Raw genomic sequence first — 18,055 nt, forward strand, 5'->3', positions numbered from 1 at the left:
GGCCCGTCATCCGGGCAACGGCTCGTGAGGAGGCAGTCGATGTCTGAAACCGGATCTTCGCTGGATCGGGATGATCGTTTTGTCTACGTGTCCGCCACGGACCCGCTCACCCGGCCGCTCTTCGACGAGCTGGCGCACGAGTACAGCAGCCGCTACGCGGCCTATATTCCCCAAGAGGAACTCGGCAAGGAGCTGGTACGTTATCCGGGCGAAGCGTTCGCGCCGCCGCAGGGCGCATTCCTGCTGCTGCTGAGGGACGGGCAGGCCATCGCCGGCGGCGCCTTCATGCGCCATCACACCCCTGCGACGGCGGAGTTCAAGCGCATCTGGGTCAGCCGCGCGCATCGCCGCCAGGGGCTCGCGCGCCGCGTGCTGGCCGAGCTCGAGGCGCAGGCTGCCCGGCAAGGCTACACGCGCGTGCATCTGGGCACCGGGCCGCGGCAACCCGAAGCGGTGGGCCTTTACCGGTCCTCGGGCTATACGCTGCTGTCGTCGCACGATTTCGGCGAGGACGCGCCGCCCGGCGTGTTGTTCGAGAAATATCTGCTGCCGGCCCGGCACCCGGCCAGCCCCGACTGAATCGATGATTCACGACGAGCCGCACGCGACCGTGCGCGATGATCCGGCGAAACCCGTCACCCTGGGTCGGCGCTATGGCGCGACCGGGTGGGCGGTGCGACGGCGCGCTGCCGGAAGCGGTTCGACCGACGCGGGCGCCCGTGCGAACATCGTGCTGGGCATCTGTGTCGCGATGGGCTTCACCACGCTTCTCGATCAGGCGATCTTCACGCTGGCCGTGCCGACGCTCAGGCGCGAACTGCATGCGTCGACAGCCGAAATACAGCTGATCACGTCGGTCTATTCCATTGCGTTCGGCATCGCGCTCGTCCCGGCAGGCCGGCTCGGCGACGTGATCGGGCGCCGCCTGCTGTTTCTGGTCGGGCTCGCGATGTTTTCGGGTTTCAGCGTGCTGGGCGGACTGGCGGACGACGCGCGCACGGTGATCGTCGCGCGCGTGCTGCAAGGGCTCGGTGCGGGGATGATCAATACGCAGATATTCGGCTTGATCCAGGACCTGTTCAAAGGCGCGGCGCAGGCCAGGGCACTCGGGCGATACGCGTCGGCGGGCGGTTTGTCGGGGCTCGCCGGTCCGATTCTCGGCGGGCTGATTCTTGCGTCGGTTCCGCCGGATCTCGGCTGGCGGCTGCTGTTTCTCGTCAACGCGCCGTTCGGAATGGCCGTGTTCTATCTGGCGCTTCGGCATCTGCCGCGCCACCGGTTGTCGGACGCCCGGTTTTCGATCGATCCGGTCGGCCTGGCCCTGCTGTCCGCGGTCACGCTCGCGCTGATGCTCGCCACGCTGGTCGGCGGCACCGGCATACCGCCCCGACGCGTTTGTCTCACGGTCGCGATGGCCGGGTTGCCGCTGTTTCTGGCGTGGGAGGCGGTGTATCAGCGGCGCGGCGGCACGCCGATTCTGTCGCGCGGTCTGCTCGGGTCGGGCGGATACGTCCTCGGCACGCTCGTGGCGATGTGCCAGTTCGCGGCGGGCGTGACCCTCGGGATGGTCAGTGCCCTGTTCTTTCTCGACGGCTTGCATCTCGATCCGCTGCTGTTTGCCGCGCTGTCGATTCCTGCCGCGCTGGCCTCGATCGCCGCGACCATGTGGAGCTGGCGATTCGTCGGGCGCTTCGGCCGTGCCGGGACGGTGTGCGCAATCGCGTGTTATGCGCTCGCCGTCGCCGCGCAAGGTCTGGCGACCGAGTACTTCGCGGTTCGCTGGATCGTGTTCGCGTATCCCGCGATCGTCCTGCTGCAGGGGTTCGCCAGCGGCCTGATCCATGCGCCGAACCAGGCCATGACGCTCGCGGAGATCGGCCAGGATCAGGGGCGGGGGCTTGCTGCCGGGTTTCTGCAGTTGTCGCAGCGGCTCGCCTGCTCGATCGGCATGTCGTGGGGAACCGGCGTATTCCTGGTGCAGGCGTCGTCTTCGGCCGGTCTGGCCGCATACCGGGATGCGTTCGTCGAAGTGTCGGTGCCGATATTGCTGCTGGTGGCCGGCGCATTTGCGGCAGCGTGTGCGGACTGGACGATCAGGCACGCGCGTGACGCGGCCGAGTGAATTGCATTGCGCGGCGAATCGCATTTGCCATGCGGTTTCTGCTCTACGATACGGAATCCTGATTATGTGTATCTGTGTGAATAACGTTTTCGAAAATGCTTGGTTTGAGCGCGCACGGTTCGCGCGCACTATTGCTGGATGCGATGCGCGGCAACAAGCGTGTCGAACGAATCCACCGATCCTGGCAAATCAGAGGCAGATGACTCGAAGCATCTGGCGTATCAGTGACTGACGAAGTAATCGACACATCCCCACTCGACCTGCTCGCGTTGCCCATGTTCGACGAGTTGTCGGTCGAATATTCCACGCGCTACCAGGACTTTCGCGCGGTGCCCGCGGAAGTCGTGCGTGACGAACTCCTGACCTACCCGGCGGCGCTGTTCGCGCCACCCGATGGCGCTTTCATCCTGATTCGACGCGGTGACGAGGTCGTGGGCGGCGGTGCATTTCAGCGCTACGACGACACGACGGCTGAACTCAAGCGCATCTGGGCGCATTCCGGCGTTCGTCGCCAGGGCGTCGCACGGCGCGTGGTGGCCGAACTCGAAGCCCGTGCATTGAAGCAGGGATACCGGCGGGTTTATCTCACGACCGGATTTCGTCAACCGGAGGCCTCGGCGCTTTATCTCGGCACCGGCTACGAACCGCTATACGATCCGGCGATCGCACCGGAAGTGCATTGGCGACTGCCTTTCGCAAAGGATCTGCTCGAACCCGGTCGTATCGAACATTTGCAGGATCTGAAGCCGGACAGGCCGTTGGGTCGGCCGTTCGGTGCATGACGCATGAACACTTCCACGGGATACCGAAAAATGAATCGTCGTCGCGGAATCGGCCTGGCCTTGTCCGGTGCGTTTGCGGTGGTGGTAATGGGGGTTGCCGGCATCGCGCAATCGGCGACGTCGTTCAACCTGAGCCCCGATCAGCATGATCGCCCGCGCGTCACGCCGGATGCGGAGGCGATCAAGTTGATCCCGGAGAACTTCCGTTTTGCCGAGAAGGGCGTGCTGACCGTCGGCATCGCGGTGGCATTTCCCCCGATCAGTGCATACGCAACGGACGCGAAAACGATCGTCGGCGCCGATCCGGATCTCGCCCAACTGGTTGCGGACGAACTCGGACTGAAGCTCAAGCTCGTGCCGCTCGCCTGGGCGGACTGGCCGCTTGCCGTCGCGTCCGGCAAGGTGGACGCGGTGCTGTCGAACGTGACCGTGACGGAAGCGCGCAAACAGAAATTCGACTTCTCGACCTATCGCCGCGACGTGCTCGGTTTCTACGTCGAGCAGAACAGCCCCATCAAGCAGATTCGCGAGCCCAGGGATATCGCCGGATTGCGCGTCATCGGCGACTCCGGAACCAACCAGGAAAAGATCCTGCTGGCCTGGGACAAGGAAAACGTCGCACACGGGCTGAAGCCGATTCACGTGCTGTATTACGAGGATCCGTCGGTGCGGACGCTGGCGCTGGTATCGGGGCGCGCCGACGCGATTTTCAGCGTCAATGCCGCGCTGGTCTATCAAGCGAGCCAGGGTGTGAAGATCCGGCAGGTCGGCACCGTCAGCGGCGGGTGGCCCCGCACGGCGGAAGTCGCCGTCACCACCCGCAAGGGCGGCGGACTGGCCGTGCCCATTACCTACGCCATCAACGACCTGATCCGGAACGGCAAGTACCAGCAGGTGCTGGGCCGGTGGAATCTCGACAGCGAGGCGATCACGAAGGCCTCGACGAATCCTCCGGGGCTTCCGGATCTCTGATCGGGTCATGAGCGGCCGCAGCACGGCCGTCATGCGGAGAATCCTCGGGTAATCGTACGGACTACTACTAAAAGGCAGCGTGTAGCGTGCCTTCAATCGGCAAAGAACGGAGAAATCATGCGGCACACACGGGGCGAGGGGGTCTCGCCGAAGACGCGCAGGACGGTGATATCGGTGGCGGTTGCGGCGAGCGTTTTTCACGGCGCGGCCTGGGCGCAGGAAGCGGGAGCGGGGGACGGAGCGGCGGCGGTCGCGGCGCCTGCCAGTAGTGCGGTCGCACCGGCATCGTCGGCATCGGCCGCGCCGGACGGCAAGGTACAGGTTCAGGACCGGGTCGTGATCACGGGTTCGCGCACGGAGACGCGTGCGAGCAAGAGCCTGACGCCGATCGACGTGATCGGAGGCGATCAATTGCGCGCGACGGGGCAAACCAACCTGCGCGACGCATTGGTGAAACTCTCGCCGTCGATCACCCGGACCTCGTACTCCGGCGACACGGGCGTGTTGACCGATACGCTGTCGCTTCATGGCCTCACGCCCGACCACGTGCTCGTGCTGGTGAATGGCAAGCGCCGCCATACGACGGCCAACATCACGCTCGACCCGGGCCTGAACCAGGGCTCGACCGGCGTGGACATCGATACCATTCCGGTCGGCCTGATCGACCACATCGAAGTGCTGCGCGACGGTGCGTCCGCGCAGTACGGCTCGGATGCGATCGCGGGCGTGATCAACATCATCCTGAAGCGCAATGCGCGCGGCGGCGAGCTTGCCACGACGAACGGGCAGACCTACTCCGGCGACGGTTTCAAGACGAGCGAGTCGGCCACGATCGGCCTGAATCTCGCCGACAAGGGCTTCCTCGACCTGAGCGCCGGGTTCGACCGGCAGAACCATACGATCCGCACCGGGCCGGACGATTATTTCGGGCGCTTTCCGCAAGGACAGGGCTACTACAACCCGATCCTGGGCGACCCGGCCAGTTCGCGCGAGACGGTCGGCTTCAATGCCGGCTACTACCTCGGCGACGAGGTCGAGCTCTACGGGTTCGGCACTTACGCACACCGGAACGGCGATGCGTACCAGAACTTTCGTCCGCCTTTCGTGCTGCCGCAGGTCTACCCGAACGGCTTCGTGCCGGTCGAAACGATCAACGAGAACGACTACTCGGTGACGGCGGGGATCAAGGGAAAGAACCTGTTCGGCTGGGCATGGGATTTCAGCACGACCTACGGCGGGGACTACAGCGTGTTCGGAATGCGCAATTCCGCCAACACCGGGTTGTACGCGGCATCGGGCTATACGCCGACCACCTTCCACCTGTCGACCGTCAGCAATACGCAGCTGACCAACAACCTCGACCTGTCGCGGGCATTCAATGTCCCGCTGCTGCCGGCGCCGCTGAATGTCGCGGTGGGCGTCGAGCAGCGGCGCGAAACCTATACGATCCGCAACGGCGAGCAGGCATCCTGGATCTACGGCGGCTCGGCCGCGTTGCCGGGCCTGGCGCCCGTCAGCGCGAGCGACATCTCGCGCAACGTGATCGGCACGTACATCGATTTGTCTACTTACCTGACGCCGAAATGGCAGGTGAATCTGGCGGGCCGCTACGAGCACTACAACGACGTCGGCGACACCACCAACGGCAAGATCGCCACCCGCTACCAGTTTTCGCCGGCCATTGCGGTTCGCGGCAGCGTCAGCTCCGGCTTTCGTGCGCCGTCGCTGGCCCAGGAGTCCTATACCAGCGTGACCACGTCGCCGGCGTCGGTGGGCGGCATCCTGGCGACGACCTCGCCCGGCGCGCGCCTGATCGGTGCGCAGGCGCTGAAGCCTGAAGAGTCGACCAGCTACAACTTCGGTCTGGTGCTCAATCCCGTTCGCAACCTGCAACTGACGATCGATGCTTACCAGATCAACATCCGCAACCGGATCGTGCTCGGCGGAACCGCGTCGGGCGCGGCGGCCATCGCCGCGCTCGAAGGGGCGGGGCTGACGGTCCCGGGATCGGTGCCGGTGTCGGCGGTCAGCGCGAGTTATTTCACCAACGGCGCCAATACGCGCACGCGAGGGATCGATCTGGCGGGTACCTACCACACCGGTTTCGGCCGGTACGGGCAGGTGGACTGGGACTTCGGGGTGAACCTGAATACGACCTCGGTCACGCACGTGGCGAACGGGTCGAACGGCAGGCCGTCGCTGAACGCGCAGCAGATCGCGTCGCTGTCCACCACGACGCCGAAGAACAAGATCATCGTCGGCGGCACCTGGCGCCTCGACAAGTGGGCCGTGACGCTCCACGAGACGCGTTACGGGAAGACCTCGGGAGAAGCGACCTACATCGTCGGACCGAACGCGTTCTCGACCTCCCAGTTCGTTCACTTCGAGGAGGCCGCACGCTATGTCACCGATGTCGAGGTGCGCTATGACGTGACCAAGAAATTCCAGATCGCGGCCGGCGCGCAGAACCTGTTCGACGTCCGCCCGAGCAAGCTGCCGTACGAGGCGCAGCTGGAAGGCATCCAGTACAGCGGCGGCAGCACGATCGGCGTCAACGGCGGTTTCTATTATCTGCGGGCACGCTATCTGTTCTGATCGATCGGCCATATTCATAGAAGAAATGACCGTAACGGGCAGATGATCCGTTATCCATAATGAATGATCTGTCCGGCATGTTCCGCTGTATCGGCGCCGTCCGAGGCCGATTTCTTTCGGCGGGACGACCGACTTACAAGGTTGAGCTTCATGTCTTATTCCCTTTCGATTCTCGACAAAAGCCCGATTGCAGAAGGGGCGAGCGCGCATGACGCGTTGAACTTCACGATCGCGCTGGCGAAGCGTGCCGAAGCGCTCGGCTACAAGCGCTACTGGATTGCGGAACACCATGGCGCGCCGGGTCTCGCGAGCTCGGCACCGGAGATCATCGTGTCGCATTTGCTTGCGCATACGTCGCGGATTCGCGTTGGCTCGGGCGGCGTGATGCTTCAGCATTACAGCCCCTACAAAGTCGCCGAATCGTTCCGTGCGCTGGCTTCGCTCGCGCCCGGACGTGTCGACCTGGGCGTCGGCAAGGCGCCCGGCGGGCTGCCGCTCACGACGCGGGCATTGCAATGGTTTCACGACAAGGCGAAGAAGCCCGACTTTGCCGGGCAACTCGCCGAACTCGATGCGTTTCTCGGCGACGGCGTCGCGCCGGACCACCCGTTGGCCGGGGCGGTCGCCTTGCCCGAGCCGCCGGAATCGCCGCAGCGCATCCTGCTGGGCGGTAGTCCGGAAAGTGCCGAACTGGCTGCCCGGCATGACTGGCAGTTCTGCTACGCAGGCCACTTCAACGGCGACATCGGCAATATCGAAAGGTCGCTCGACGTCTATCGCAGCGCGACGGGCCGTGTGCCGCTGCTCGCCCTGTTCGCGGTCGCCGCGCAATCGTCGGAGGACGCCAGACGCCAGGTCGGCGCGTTGCGGATCTTCAAGCTGCGTTTCGGCAACGGGCAGAGCGTCAACCTGCAGAGCCCGGAGGCGGCCGCCGATTTCGCGCGCCAGATCGGTGTCACCGACTATCGGATCGACGAGTTGCGTCCGCAGGTCGCGGCGGGCACGCCGGACGAGGTGCGTCGGGAACTGGATGCGCTGCATGAGCGCTTCGGCATCGAGGAGTTCGTCATCGACAACCCGGTGGCGGACCATGCCAAGCGCCTCGCCTCGATCGAGGCGCTGGCAGGTCTCGAGCAGCCGGTCGGCGCGTGACGGCGCCTGGCTGCCTTTTCATTCTTCAGACCGCGGATTCGAACATGACCCAACGCAACCTCACTTTCGGCCTGATGCTGCATGGCGCAGGCGGCCACATGAATTCGTGGAAGCATCCGGCCGGCCCCGCCGATGCGAGCGTCAACATCGACTTCGTCACCGGCATCGCGCAGAAGGCCGAAGCCAACGGCGTGGCATTCGTGTTCGTCGCGGATGGCCTTTACATCAACGAGAAGTCGATCCCGCATTTCCTGAACCGCTTCGAGCCGATCTCGATCCTGTCCGCGCTTGCGACGGCCACATCGAAGATCGGGCTGGCGGGCACGCTGTCCACGTCGTACAGCCATCCGTTCACGGTCGCCCGCCAGTTCGCGTCGCTCGACCTGATCAGCGGCGGGCGCGCCGGGTGGAACGTCGTGACCTCGCCGCTCGAAGGCTCGGCGAAGAACTACGGCGGCACACATCCGGATCACGCGCTGCGTTACGAGATCGCCGATGAATACCTGGAGGCGGTGCAGGGCCTGTGGGACAGCTGGGACGACGACGCGTTCGTGCGCGACCGCGCGAGCGGCCGCTTCTTCGATCGCGACAAGCTGCACACGCTGAACCACAAGGGCCGCTTTTTCGAGGTGGCCGGGCCGCTCAACATCCAGCGTTCGCCGCAGGGGCAGCCGGTGATTTTCCAGGCGGGAGCGTCGGATGACGGTATCGCGCTGGCCGGCAAGTATGCCGATGCCGTGTTCACGCACGCGCCGTCGCTGGACGAGACGCGCGCATTTGCCGAGCGCGTGCGCGACAGCGCGGAGGCGCACGGCCGCGCGCGCACCGACGTGAAGATCTTCCCCGGTATCGGACCGATCGTCGGTGCGACGCGCGAAGAAGCCGAGGAAAAGTACCGCGCGATTCGCGATCTGCTCACGATCGACGAGGCGCTCGCTTATCTCGGCCGCTTTTTCGAGCATCACGACTTTTCGCAGTATCCGCTCGATGCGCCGTTTCCGGAGCTGGGCGAGCTCGGCAGGAACAGTTTCCGTTCCACGACCGATCGCATCAAGGACGAGGCCAGGCGAAACGGGTCGACGCTCAGGGAGGTGGCGCTCGACGTGGCGACGCCGAAGCCCGGGTTCATCGGCACCGGCGAGGCGGTCGCGGACGAACTGATCCGCTGGTTCGATGCGGGCGCGGCCGACGGCTTCATTCTCGGCTTCCAGGTGCAGACCGAAGGGCTCGAGGATTTCGTCCGTTACGTGATTCCCGCACTCGAGGCACGGGGCCGCTACCACCGTGCGCTACCGGGCGCCACGCTGCGGGACCATCTCGGCCTGCCGCGCCGCGCGAGCCGTTACGCAACCGCAGAGACTGCGTGACGGATCGACATGACATGCGGAAAGGCAGCGTGATGAACGATATTTCCAGGATTGCCGGTCATGCACCCTTCGTGGCCGAAGGCGCGTCATCGGCGCCACCCGACTACGCGCAATACCGGGTCGTTCCCGCCCGCAATCCGGCGAGGACGCTCGGGACCGCCGCGGCGATCGTGCTGATCGCTGCCGTTTTCTATTCGGTGCTCGACAACCCCCACTGGGGCTGGAAAGTCTTTGCGCAGTGGTTTTTCTCCGAAGCCGTGCTCGCGGGGCTCGGGCAGACGCTGCTGCTGACGGCGCTCGGCGCGGTCCTCGGCTTCGCGCTGGCCGTTCCGCTCGCGCTGGCGCGCCTTTCGCGCTCGCCGCTGTTGTCCTCGTGCGCGTGGGCCTACATCTGGCTGTTCCGTTCGATTCCGACCATCGTCCTGCTGCTGTTGCTGAACAATCTCGGTTATCTGTACGACACGGTCAGGCTCGGGATTCCGTTCACGAACATCGTGTTCCTGCACGGCCCGACCACGGATCTGATCACACCGTTCATGGCAGCGATCCTCGGGCTGACGCTGACCCAGGCCGCGTTCGCGGCGGAGGCGATCCGCGGCGGCATCCTGTCGGTCGACCACGGGCAGCGCGAGGCCGCGGCGGCGCTCGGCCTGCCGCGCGCGCGGCAGACCTGGCGCATCGTGCTGCCTCAGGCGATGCGCGCGATCCTGCCTGCCGCGTTCAACGATGTGATCGGACTGGCGAAGGGCACCGCGGTCGTCTATATCCTCGCGATGCCGGATCTGTTCTACACGGTCCAGATCATCTACCACCGCAACCTGGAAGTGATTCCGATGCTGATGGTCGCGACCGTCTGGTATTTGGTGATCCTGACGGTATTGTCCGCGATCCAGGTTCATATCGAGCGCCACTATGCGCGCGGTGCGACGCGCGACCCGGTGGCCGTGTCGCCGGTTTCCGCATTCCTGCGCAAAGGTTTCCGTTCGCTCGAGACGCTGCTTTCCCCGGCCGCGGTGGCGGGCAGCCAGCCGGACGACGCGGCGGCGGGTGCAGAGACGACCGGCTGGGCGAAACAGCGCGTCGGGGCGGCCGTCGGCATTCATCGCATATCGAAGCGCTTCGGGGCGCAGAAGGTACTCGACGACGTTTCGCTGGCCATCCCGTCCGGGAGCGTGACGGTCATTCTGGGGCAGTCGGGCTCCGGCAAGTCGACGCTGCTGCGTACCGTCAACCACCTCGAGCGTGTCGACGAGGGCTTCATCGACATCGACGGCGAACTGGTCGGCTATCGCCGCGACGGGCGCACGCTGCACGAACTCAAGGAAAAGGACATCCTGCGCCGCCGTGCCGAGGTCGGCATGGTGTTCCAGAGTTTCAACTTGTTCCCGCATTTGACCGTGCTCCAGAACGTCGTCGAGGCGCCGGTCGCGGCCGGCCTGCCGCGCGAACGGGCGGAAGCGGAAGCACGCGCGCTGCTCGCCCGCGTGGGCCTGGCCGACAAGGCCGATGCGTGGCCGCGTCAGCTGTCCGGCGGGCAGCAGCAACGCGTGGCGATCGCCCGCGCGCTCGCGCTGAAGCCCAAGGTGTTGCTGTTCGACGAGCCGACTTCCGCGCTCGACCCGGAGCTCGTCAACGAAGTGCTCGACGTGATCCGTCAGCTTGCCCGTTCCGGGACGACGCTGATCATCGTCACGCACGAGATCGGTTTTGCGCGCGAAGTGGCCGACACGATCGTTTTCATGGACGGCGGACGCATCGTGGAGTCGGGGCCGCCGTCGGCGGTGCTGGCGGCGCCATCGCATCCGCGTACGCGCGAGTTCCTGTCCAGGGTGCTGTCGTAGTCATGTGCGGGTCTCCCGGCTTGCGGCCGGCACGACATGGCATCGACACCGTGGCAAATGACGAAGGATGAAAAAGTGAGCAACGGACGAATCGATCACATTGCATTCCTCACACCGGGGAATTATCCCGACGAGGACGCCGCCGCCGGATTCGAGCGGACGCTTGAACTGTTTCGCGTCGGCGAGGCGCTCGGTTACGACAGCGCCTGGGTGCGGCAGCGTCATCTCGAGCGCGCCGTGTCCTCGGCCGCCACGTTTCTCGCGGCGGCGAGCCAGCGGACGAGCCGGATCGGGCTCGGCACGGCGGTGATCCAGATGGGCTACGAGAATCCGTTCCGGCTCGCCGAGGATCTCGCGACCGTGGACGTGCTGTCGAACGGCCGGCTCAATGTGGGGCTCAGCGCAGGCGCGCCGAATCACGGCGCGCTGCTGGGCGAGCGGCTGTTCGACACCGATCCCGACCTGGTCGACTTCTCGCACGCACGGGTGGCCCGCCTGCGTCGCAATCTCGCCGGCGACTGGCTCGGTGACGACGACACGTTCGTGGAATCGGCCGCCGGCCGGGTGCGGCCGCGGGTGAGCCCGTATGCGCCCGGTCTGACGGACCGGCTCTGGTATGGGGGCGGTTCCAGGCGCTCGATCGAGTGGGCCGCCAGAAACGGCTTCAACCTGCTGATCGGCAATCTGACCACGGGCGAGGGAACCGACAGTTATGTCGACGCCCAGCTTCGGCAGCTCGAGCTGTACCGCCGTCACTGGAGCGAAGCCGCCGCACCCCGTATCGCGCTGGGCCGGGTGATCGTCCCGACCGACAGTGCAGATGCGCGGGAGCGTGAACGCTATCGGGCGTTTGCCGACGCGCGCCATGCCCGCACGCTGGCGCCGCAGGGCGAACGGCGCACGCTCTTCGCACCGGATCTCGTCGGCACCTCGGACGAGATCGTGGAGCGGCTGCTTGCCGACCCCGTGGTCGGACAAGTGCGGGAACTGCGCCTGGAATTGCCTTACGACCTGCCGTTCGAAAGTTACCGGCAGATTCTCGACGATTTCGTCACGCGTATCGCCCCGGCACTCGGCTGGCGTCCGGCCGACCGGCGAGAGCCGGTCGCGGCCTGACGGGAGCGACACGACATGCGTCGGGCGGCGTGCGTGACCGGAATCGGCGACGGGGCGGATACGGCCGCGCGGGCCGGGACCGTCTCGCCGCCACGCACGCGGGGCGGTCACGCGCCGGCGAATCGCTTGCGCCGCCGTCCGTGCGCCGGCCAGCCGATGTCAGGCGGCGCCGAACGCCCGACCTTATTGCAATTGGACTGAACATGACTAGCGCCTCTCAAACCCGACTCGCGGCAATCGGCCGTCCGCGCCAGTTCGGCAACAAGCGGACCCATCCGGTCCGTCGCTTCGGCGGCATCGCGATCGCCATCGGCCTGCATCTCGTCCTGATCTGGGCGCTGGTGAACGGCCTGGCGACCCGGGTCGTCGAGATCGTCCAGCAACCGATCGAGACTCGCATCATCGTGCCGGTGAAACCGCCGCCGCCCCCGCCGCCGAAGCCGGTCGAGAAGGTCGTGTCGAAGCCGCGGGTGGCGCCGCCGCCTCCGCCGTTCGTGCCGCCGCCCGAGGTGCACGTGCAGGCGCCGCCGCCGCCGACCATCACGCACCAGGCCGCGCCGGCCCCGAGCGCACCCGTGCACGAGGCGCCGCCCGCGCCGGTGCCTGCGCCGGCGCCGGTCGCGAGGCCGGTGAACCAGGAGGTCGGCGTCGTCTGCCCGAACTCGGACGAAGTCCGCTCGTCGATCGTCTATCCGCCCGACGCGCAGGACAACAACATCACGGGCGATGTGACGGTCGAGTTTACGGTGGACCCGGACGGCCGCGTCACGAACCTGAGGCTCGCGCAGCCGGCGGACCCGGTGCTCAACCGGGCGGCGCTCAGTGCGGTCAAGCGCTTTCGCTGCATTGCGCAGGGGCAGCCCGTGCGGGTGCGGGTACCGTTTTCCTTCAATCTGAATTGATGCCGGCCACACGCCGTTCGAGCTGGCCGGCTTCACGAATCGACACACGACGTATACGGATGGAGTCCTTATGAAAAAGCGCTTTCGCGCCGCACTTGCGGCAAGTCTGATGATCACCGCCGGCATTGGCGGCACCCTGGTCGCACCGCACACCGTGCTCGCACAGGAAGCAGCGGCATCGGCGCCCGGCCGGGCGGCATCCGGCGCGGCACCGACCGCGGCGGCACCGGCTGCCGCCAGTGCGGCCGATCTTTCGGCGCCGCCGCCCGCGCCCGCGACGTCGGCAACCGTCGAGAACCCGTATGGCCTCGGTGCCCTGTGGGCGAACGGCGACTTCGTGGCCCGCTTCGTCCTTGGGCTGCTCGTGGTCATGTCGCTCGGCAGCTGGTACATCATGATCACCAAGTTCCTCGAGCAGGTGCGGGCAAACAGCCGCGCGAAATCGGCCGACGAGCAGGTCTGGAATGCGCCGACGCTGGCCGAAGGCGCGGCCCAGCTCGATGATGCGTCGCCGTTCCGTTTCATCGCCGAGAACGCGATCGAGGCCGGGGAGCATCACGACACGGCGCTGCTCGATTCGGTCGATCGCAATACCTGGATCGACCTGAACATCGAGCGTTCGATCACCAACGTGTCGAACCGGCTGCAGGACGGCCTCGCGTTTCTGGGCACTGTGGGATCCACGGCGCCGTTCGTCGGGCTGTTCGGCACGGTGTGGGGCATCTATCACGCGCTGACGGCCATCGGCATCGCCGGCCAGGCATCGATCGACAAGGTCGCCGGCCCGGTGGGCGAGGCGCTGATCATGACCGCGATCGGCCTCGCCGTGGCCGTACCGGCCGTGCTCGGCTACAACTTCCTCGTGCGCCGGAACAAGTCCGTGATGGAGCGCGTGCGCGACTTCGGCGCGCAGTTGCATACGGTATTGCTCGCGGGCGGCCGGCGCGCGGCCGGCAGCAGCGCGACGCCCGCGGCACCGGCGCCGCAGGCGCTGGCGGTTCAGTCGTGAGCGGAGGCTGTCATGGCGATCAGTGTCGGCGGTGACGACAACGACGAGGTCATCTCGGCGATCAACACGACGCCGCTCGTGGACGTGATGCTGGTGCTGCTGATCATCTTCCTGATCACGATCCCGGTGGTGACCCATACGATCCAGGTGCAGTTGCCGAAGGAGCGGGTCCAGCCGCTGCAGACGCAGCCGAAAAGCATCGAGCTCGCGGTGAACCGGCAGGGCGACATCTTCTGGGGCACCGAGCATGTGGACCTGCAGACGCTGGTGGCGCGGCTGAAGGACCTATCCGCGCAGACGCCGCAGCCGGACGTGCACGTGCGCGGCGATCAGGCCACGCCGTATCAGTACATCGGCAAGGTCGTGACGGCGTGCGAGCGGGCCGGGATCGGCAAGCTTTCCTTCATTACTCAGCCCCCCGCACGGGGCGGCTAGGGAGTTCGAACGATGGGTATGAACGCAGGTTCCGGCGCGGGCAGGGACGAGCCGGACGTGATGGTGGACATCAACACCACGCCGCTGATCGACGTGATGCTGGTGCTGCTGATCATGTTGATCATCACGATCCCGATCCAGATGCATTCGGTGAAGATGAACTTGCCGGTCGGGAATCCGCCCGTCCCGCCGCATCCGCCTCAGGTGGTGCAGATCGACATCGGCGCGGACGGCTCGGTCAACTGGAACGGCGCGGCCGTGCGGGGCGGCGCGGCGCTGGACGCGAAGTTTCGCGAGGTGGCGGCCGAGGCGGACCAGGACGAGATCCGGTTGCGCCCGGACAAGGCGGCGCCTTACCGGGCGGTGGCCGAAGTGCTGGCGTCGGCCCAGCGCGAAGGGGCGACGAAGATCGGGTTGATCGGCAACGAACAGTACATGCAATGAGTCGCGCGGAAGGTTCGTCGAGCGCTCGGGTGCCGGAGCGGGGCGGCCGGGTGCCGATCTTCAGGCAGGCGACGTTTCCCGCACCGCCGTGCCGATGAAGACGAAGCGGATGAAGCGGGAGAGGAAGCGTAGTTTCCTACAACATCAGTACAACCAATGAAAGTGACATCATGAGCGAAGCGCAGGCAGAGCGGGCGAACGGGCGTTCCAGGCGGATTCATCTTGGCGCGACGATCCACGGACCCGGTGGACATTACGCGGGATGGCGGCACCCCGACGCGGTGATCGACGCAAGCATCAACCCGGACTTCGCGAAGAACGTGGCCCGCCAGGCCGAGGCGGGCAAGTTCGATTTCGTATTCGTGGCGGACGGCCTGCATATCAACGCGAAGTCGATTCCGCACTTCCTGAACCGGTTCGAGCCGCTCACGCTGTTGTCGGCACTGTCGGCCGTCACGGAACGGGTGGGACTGGTGGGAACCCTGTCGACGTCCTACAGCGAACCGTTCACGGTTGCCCGGCAGTTCGCGAGCCTGGATCACCTGAGCCGGGGACGAGCGGGCTGGAACGTCGTGACGTCGCCGCTCGAAGGTTCCGCGCGGAATTTTTCGCGCACCGCGCATCCCGAACATGACGAACGTTACCGGATCGCCGACGATTATCTCGAGGTCACGAAGGGGCTCTGGGATTCCTGGGAGGACGACGCGTTCGTGCGCGACCGCGCGAGCGGCGTGTTCTTCGATCCGGCCAAGCTCCATACGCTCGATCACAAGGGCAAGTATTTCTCCGTCGAGGGGCCGCTGAACGTCGGGCGTACGCCGCAGGCGCGTCCCGTCCTGTTCCAGGCCGGCGCGTCGGATGCGGGCAAGCAGCTCGCGGCGAAGCATGCGGATGCGGTCTTCACGCATCACGACACGCTGGCTCAGGCGCGCGATTTCTATGGCGATCTCAAGCGCCAGGTGAGCGGGCACGGCAGGCATCCCGACGACCTGAAGATCTTCCAGGGCATCGGCGTGATCGTGGGCGCTTCTGCCGAGGACGCGGAACGGCAATACCAGGAGAGCCTGACACTGATCACGATCGAAAGCGCGCTCGACCATCTCGGCCGGTTTTTCGAGCATCACGATTTCGGCCAGTATCCGCTCGACGCGCCGTTTCCGGAAATCGGCGACCTCGGCAGCAACAGTTTCCGCAGCGGGACGGACGAGATCAAGCGCAATGCGCGCGAGCGCGGCCTGACGCTGCGCGAGGTCGCGCTCGAATCGGCTGCGCCGCGCCCGCCATTCATCGGGACCCCGGAGCATATCGCGGATGGTTTGCAGGAATGGTTCGAGGCCGGTGCGGCTGACGGTTTCATCGTCGGTGGCGGGACGCCTTCGGCATTCACCGATTTCGTCGAACAGGTGGTGCCGATTCTCCGACAGCGCGGGCTGTTCCGTGCCGAGTATCAGGGAGAGACCTTGCGCGACCATCTGGACGTAACCTACCCGCGCAATCGCTACGCGGCGGGATAAATTCATCTGGAACGCGCCGACGCTCGCGCGGTGACGAGCTGGCGGTTCGTACCGGCACTCACTGCGCGGGCAGGCATGGTAAGGCGGCGCCGCTCTGGTGCTCGTCTGGACACCTGTCCGGCAAATGCGAGCGGTAGTGTGGCCGCGAGCGTATCGGCGGCCCTGTTGGCGCGAATATGGATGAATCGCTCAATCGGGCTGCATTAAAAATGCCCCTGGGTTTCAAAGCGACGAATGACAAGAATGAATGATTGTCCGTGACGTGACGGACGAGTCACGTTCGATCGGAAGACTGCTCTATGCATCGACTTCCGGCAACAAAGCGACGAAGTTCTCCACGATGGAATCGGGCACTGCGTCCCGCCACGTCAGTCCGACATCCCAGCGCGCATCGGCATCGGGGATAGGCAGGCACACGACCTTGTCGCCCGGCGAGTGCAGCGCCGATTCGTGCATGATCGACACCCCAAGCCCCGCGCCGACCAGAGAGATGATCGTCAGCGACTCGTTCGCGTGCTGCACGAAGCGTGGCTCGAAGCTGCGCGACTCGCAAAAACGTGCGATGTGATCATGCAGGCCCGGCGCGCGTGCGCGCTGCAGCAATAGAAACGGCAGCGTGCGCAGCAATGGCGAATCGAAACCCGTGATCGTGTCCGCGAGCGTGCGCGGTACGACGAGCGCGAGTCGATCGGAGAGAAGACGCCGATGCGCGAGACCGGTCCGAACGGGCAAGCGGACGAAGCCCGCCTGGAGGCTGCCTTCGAGCAGCCGCTCCATCTGCTCGGCCGACGACAGATCATGCAGCGTGACCTCGACATCGGGAAAACGCTCGCGAAAGCGCGGCAACACACGCGACACCGTCTCCACCGTCGAGAAGCTATAGCCGATGGCGAGTCGTCCGACTTCGCCGCGCGCGGCTCGCTTTCCCAGCGAGAGGACGCGTTCGGCCTGATCCACCAGCGGTTGGGCTTCGGCGAGGAAATAACGTCCCAGTTCCGTCAACTCCGTGCCATGCCGGTCACGCCGAAAAAGCGGCGCGCCCAGGTCGTCTTCGAGTCGCTTGATCTGTTTCGTGAGGGCAGGCTGCGACAGGTTGAGCGCTTGCGAGGCGGAGCCGAAGTGCAGCGAGTTCGCGAGTGTAACGAACGATTTGAGTAGATGGAAGTTCATATCCGCGAGTTATCACCGCCAGGAAAACATGTCATTGGACCGCGTTGTGCGGCTATGTTCGAATCCTGGTTCGCGCAGTATAGCCGGCCGTTTTACGTCGGCGTGCGATGCGATCCATATATTGAAAATGGTGCTTTCGTTATTCCGGAAGCGCGAAAGCGGAAATGGTTGAACGCGTATCGATGCAAGCGTTCCGTGTTTTTTTGTTCAAGGGCAGATCAACCTGCAGGAGAGAAATGAAACGATATTCGGGGAGATCACGCGCGGCAGTCGTGCCGCACGTCATGGCTCGCAGATTGGTTCGGCCGGCACGGTTCGGCGTCGGTCTCGGTATCACGCTTTTCGCGGCGCAGGCCGCCGTGGCGCAGGGCGACGCGCCGGCGCCCGACGCCGGTGCGGCCGGCAGCACGACGCTGCCGGCGATCACGGTGAGCGGCGAGCGCGGCAACACGCTGCGCGCACGCACGGCGTCGGTCGCGGGGCTCGACGATGCGCCGCTGCGCGACACGCCGGCCTCCGTCAACGTCGTCACGCGGGCGCTGATCGACGACCAGCAGGCGAAGCGCTTGAGCGACGTGGTGCGCAACGACGCATCGGTCGTCAACGACTATGCGCCGGTCGGCTACTTCGAAGT

The 18,055-nt window shown here is 65.7% G+C and carries 16 protein-coding genes; 15 read left to right on the forward strand and 1 reads right to left on the reverse strand.

The window, feature by feature from the left end; translation table 11 throughout:
• Nucleotides 1-39: 39 nt before the first annotated feature.
• The 14 genes from U4012_RS30270 (at nt 40) to U4012_RS30335 (ending at nt 16,251) form a co-directional block, all read left to right on the forward strand.
• The gene (locus tag U4012_RS30270; protein ID WP_321803049.1) at nt 40-579 is read left to right on the forward strand and encodes a GNAT family N-acetyltransferase; all 540 of its coding nucleotides are present in this window, start codon (nt 40-42) and stop codon (nt 577-579) included.
• Between the two features lie 4 nt (nt 580-583).
• Nucleotides 584-2,122, forward strand: coding sequence for an MFS transporter (locus tag U4012_RS30275; protein ID WP_321803052.1), 1,539 nt, complete (start codon nt 584-586; stop codon nt 2,120-2,122).
• 224 nt (nt 2,123-2,346) lie between these two features.
• Complete coding sequence (locus U4012_RS30280) at nt 2,347-2,904, forward strand: GNAT family N-acetyltransferase (RefSeq protein WP_044848940.1); 558 nt, start codon at nt 2,347-2,349, stop codon at nt 2,902-2,904.
• 30 nt (nt 2,905-2,934) lie between these two features.
• Nucleotides 2,935-3,876 carry an ABC transporter substrate-binding protein gene (locus U4012_RS30285; protein WP_135800995.1) on the forward strand — a complete coding sequence of 314 codons (942 nt, stop codon included), beginning with the start codon at nt 2,935-2,937 and terminating at the stop codon, nt 3,874-3,876.
• A gap of 117 nt (nt 3,877-3,993) precedes the next feature.
• Complete coding sequence (locus tag U4012_RS30290) at nt 3,994-6,471, forward strand: TonB-dependent receptor plug domain-containing protein (protein ID WP_044848938.1); 2,478 nt, start codon at nt 3,994-3,996, stop codon at nt 6,469-6,471.
• Nucleotides 6,472-6,621: 150 nt separating this feature from the next.
• Nucleotides 6,622-7,623, forward strand: a complete 1,002-nt coding sequence (locus tag U4012_RS30295; protein WP_321803055.1) for an LLM class flavin-dependent oxidoreductase — start codon at nt 6,622-6,624, stop codon at nt 7,621-7,623.
• A 44-nt stretch (nt 7,624-7,667) separates the two neighbouring features.
• Complete coding sequence (locus U4012_RS30300) at nt 7,668-8,990, forward strand: LLM class flavin-dependent oxidoreductase (protein WP_321803057.1); 1,323 nt, start codon at nt 7,668-7,670, stop codon at nt 8,988-8,990.
• A gap of 32 nt (nt 8,991-9,022) precedes the next feature.
• Nucleotides 9,023-10,831: an amino acid ABC transporter permease/ATP-binding protein gene (locus tag U4012_RS30305; protein ID WP_321803059.1), complete on the forward strand. Its 1,809-nt coding sequence runs from the start codon at nt 9,023-9,025 to the stop codon at nt 10,829-10,831.
• Nucleotides 10,832-10,888: 57 nt separating this feature from the next.
• A complete protein-coding gene (locus U4012_RS30310) occupies nt 10,889-11,947 on the forward strand; it encodes an LLM class flavin-dependent oxidoreductase (RefSeq protein ID WP_185641371.1) in 1,059 nt (352 codons plus the stop codon).
• A 203-nt stretch (nt 11,948-12,150) separates the two neighbouring features.
• A complete protein-coding gene (locus tag U4012_RS30315; protein WP_044848626.1) occupies nt 12,151-12,849 on the forward strand; it encodes an energy transducer TonB in 699 nt (232 codons plus the stop codon).
• 70 nt (nt 12,850-12,919) lie between these two features.
• Nucleotides 12,920-13,858 (forward strand): MotA/TolQ/ExbB proton channel family protein, encoded by a 939-nt coding sequence (locus tag U4012_RS30320; protein WP_124489455.1) that lies wholly within the window; start codon nt 12,920-12,922, stop codon nt 13,856-13,858.
• 12 nt (nt 13,859-13,870) lie between these two features.
• On the forward strand, nt 13,871-14,293 hold the full coding sequence (locus U4012_RS30325) for a biopolymer transporter ExbD (protein ID WP_321803063.1): 423 nt from the start codon (nt 13,871-13,873) through the stop codon (nt 14,291-14,293).
• Between the two features lie 12 nt (nt 14,294-14,305).
• Nucleotides 14,306-14,737 (forward strand): ExbD/TolR family protein, encoded by a 432-nt coding sequence (locus U4012_RS30330; RefSeq protein ID WP_044848623.1) that lies wholly within the window; start codon nt 14,306-14,308, stop codon nt 14,735-14,737.
• Nucleotides 14,738-14,907: 170 nt separating this feature from the next.
• Nucleotides 14,908-16,251, forward strand: a complete 1,344-nt coding sequence (locus U4012_RS30335) for an LLM class flavin-dependent oxidoreductase (RefSeq protein WP_321803065.1) — start codon at nt 14,908-14,910, stop codon at nt 16,249-16,251.
• 297 nt (nt 16,252-16,548) lie between these two features.
• On the opposite strand, the gene U4012_RS30340 is transcribed toward U4012_RS30335, so the two are convergent.
• Complete coding sequence (locus U4012_RS30340) at nt 16,549-17,421, reverse strand: LysR family transcriptional regulator (protein WP_124667801.1); 873 nt, start codon at nt 17,419-17,421, stop codon at nt 16,549-16,551.
• A gap of 284 nt (nt 17,422-17,705) precedes the next feature.
• On the opposite strand from U4012_RS30340, the gene U4012_RS30345 reads away from it, so the two are divergent.
• Nucleotides 17,706-18,055: TonB-dependent receptor plug domain-containing protein (locus U4012_RS30345; RefSeq protein WP_415750415.1), on the forward strand; the 350-nt coding region annotated here is incomplete at its 3' end.

Origin of the sequence: Burkholderia sp. BCC1988 (assembly GCF_905339895.1) — a bacterium.
Classification (GTDB): Bacteria; Pseudomonadota; Gammaproteobacteria; order Burkholderiales; family Burkholderiaceae; genus Burkholderia.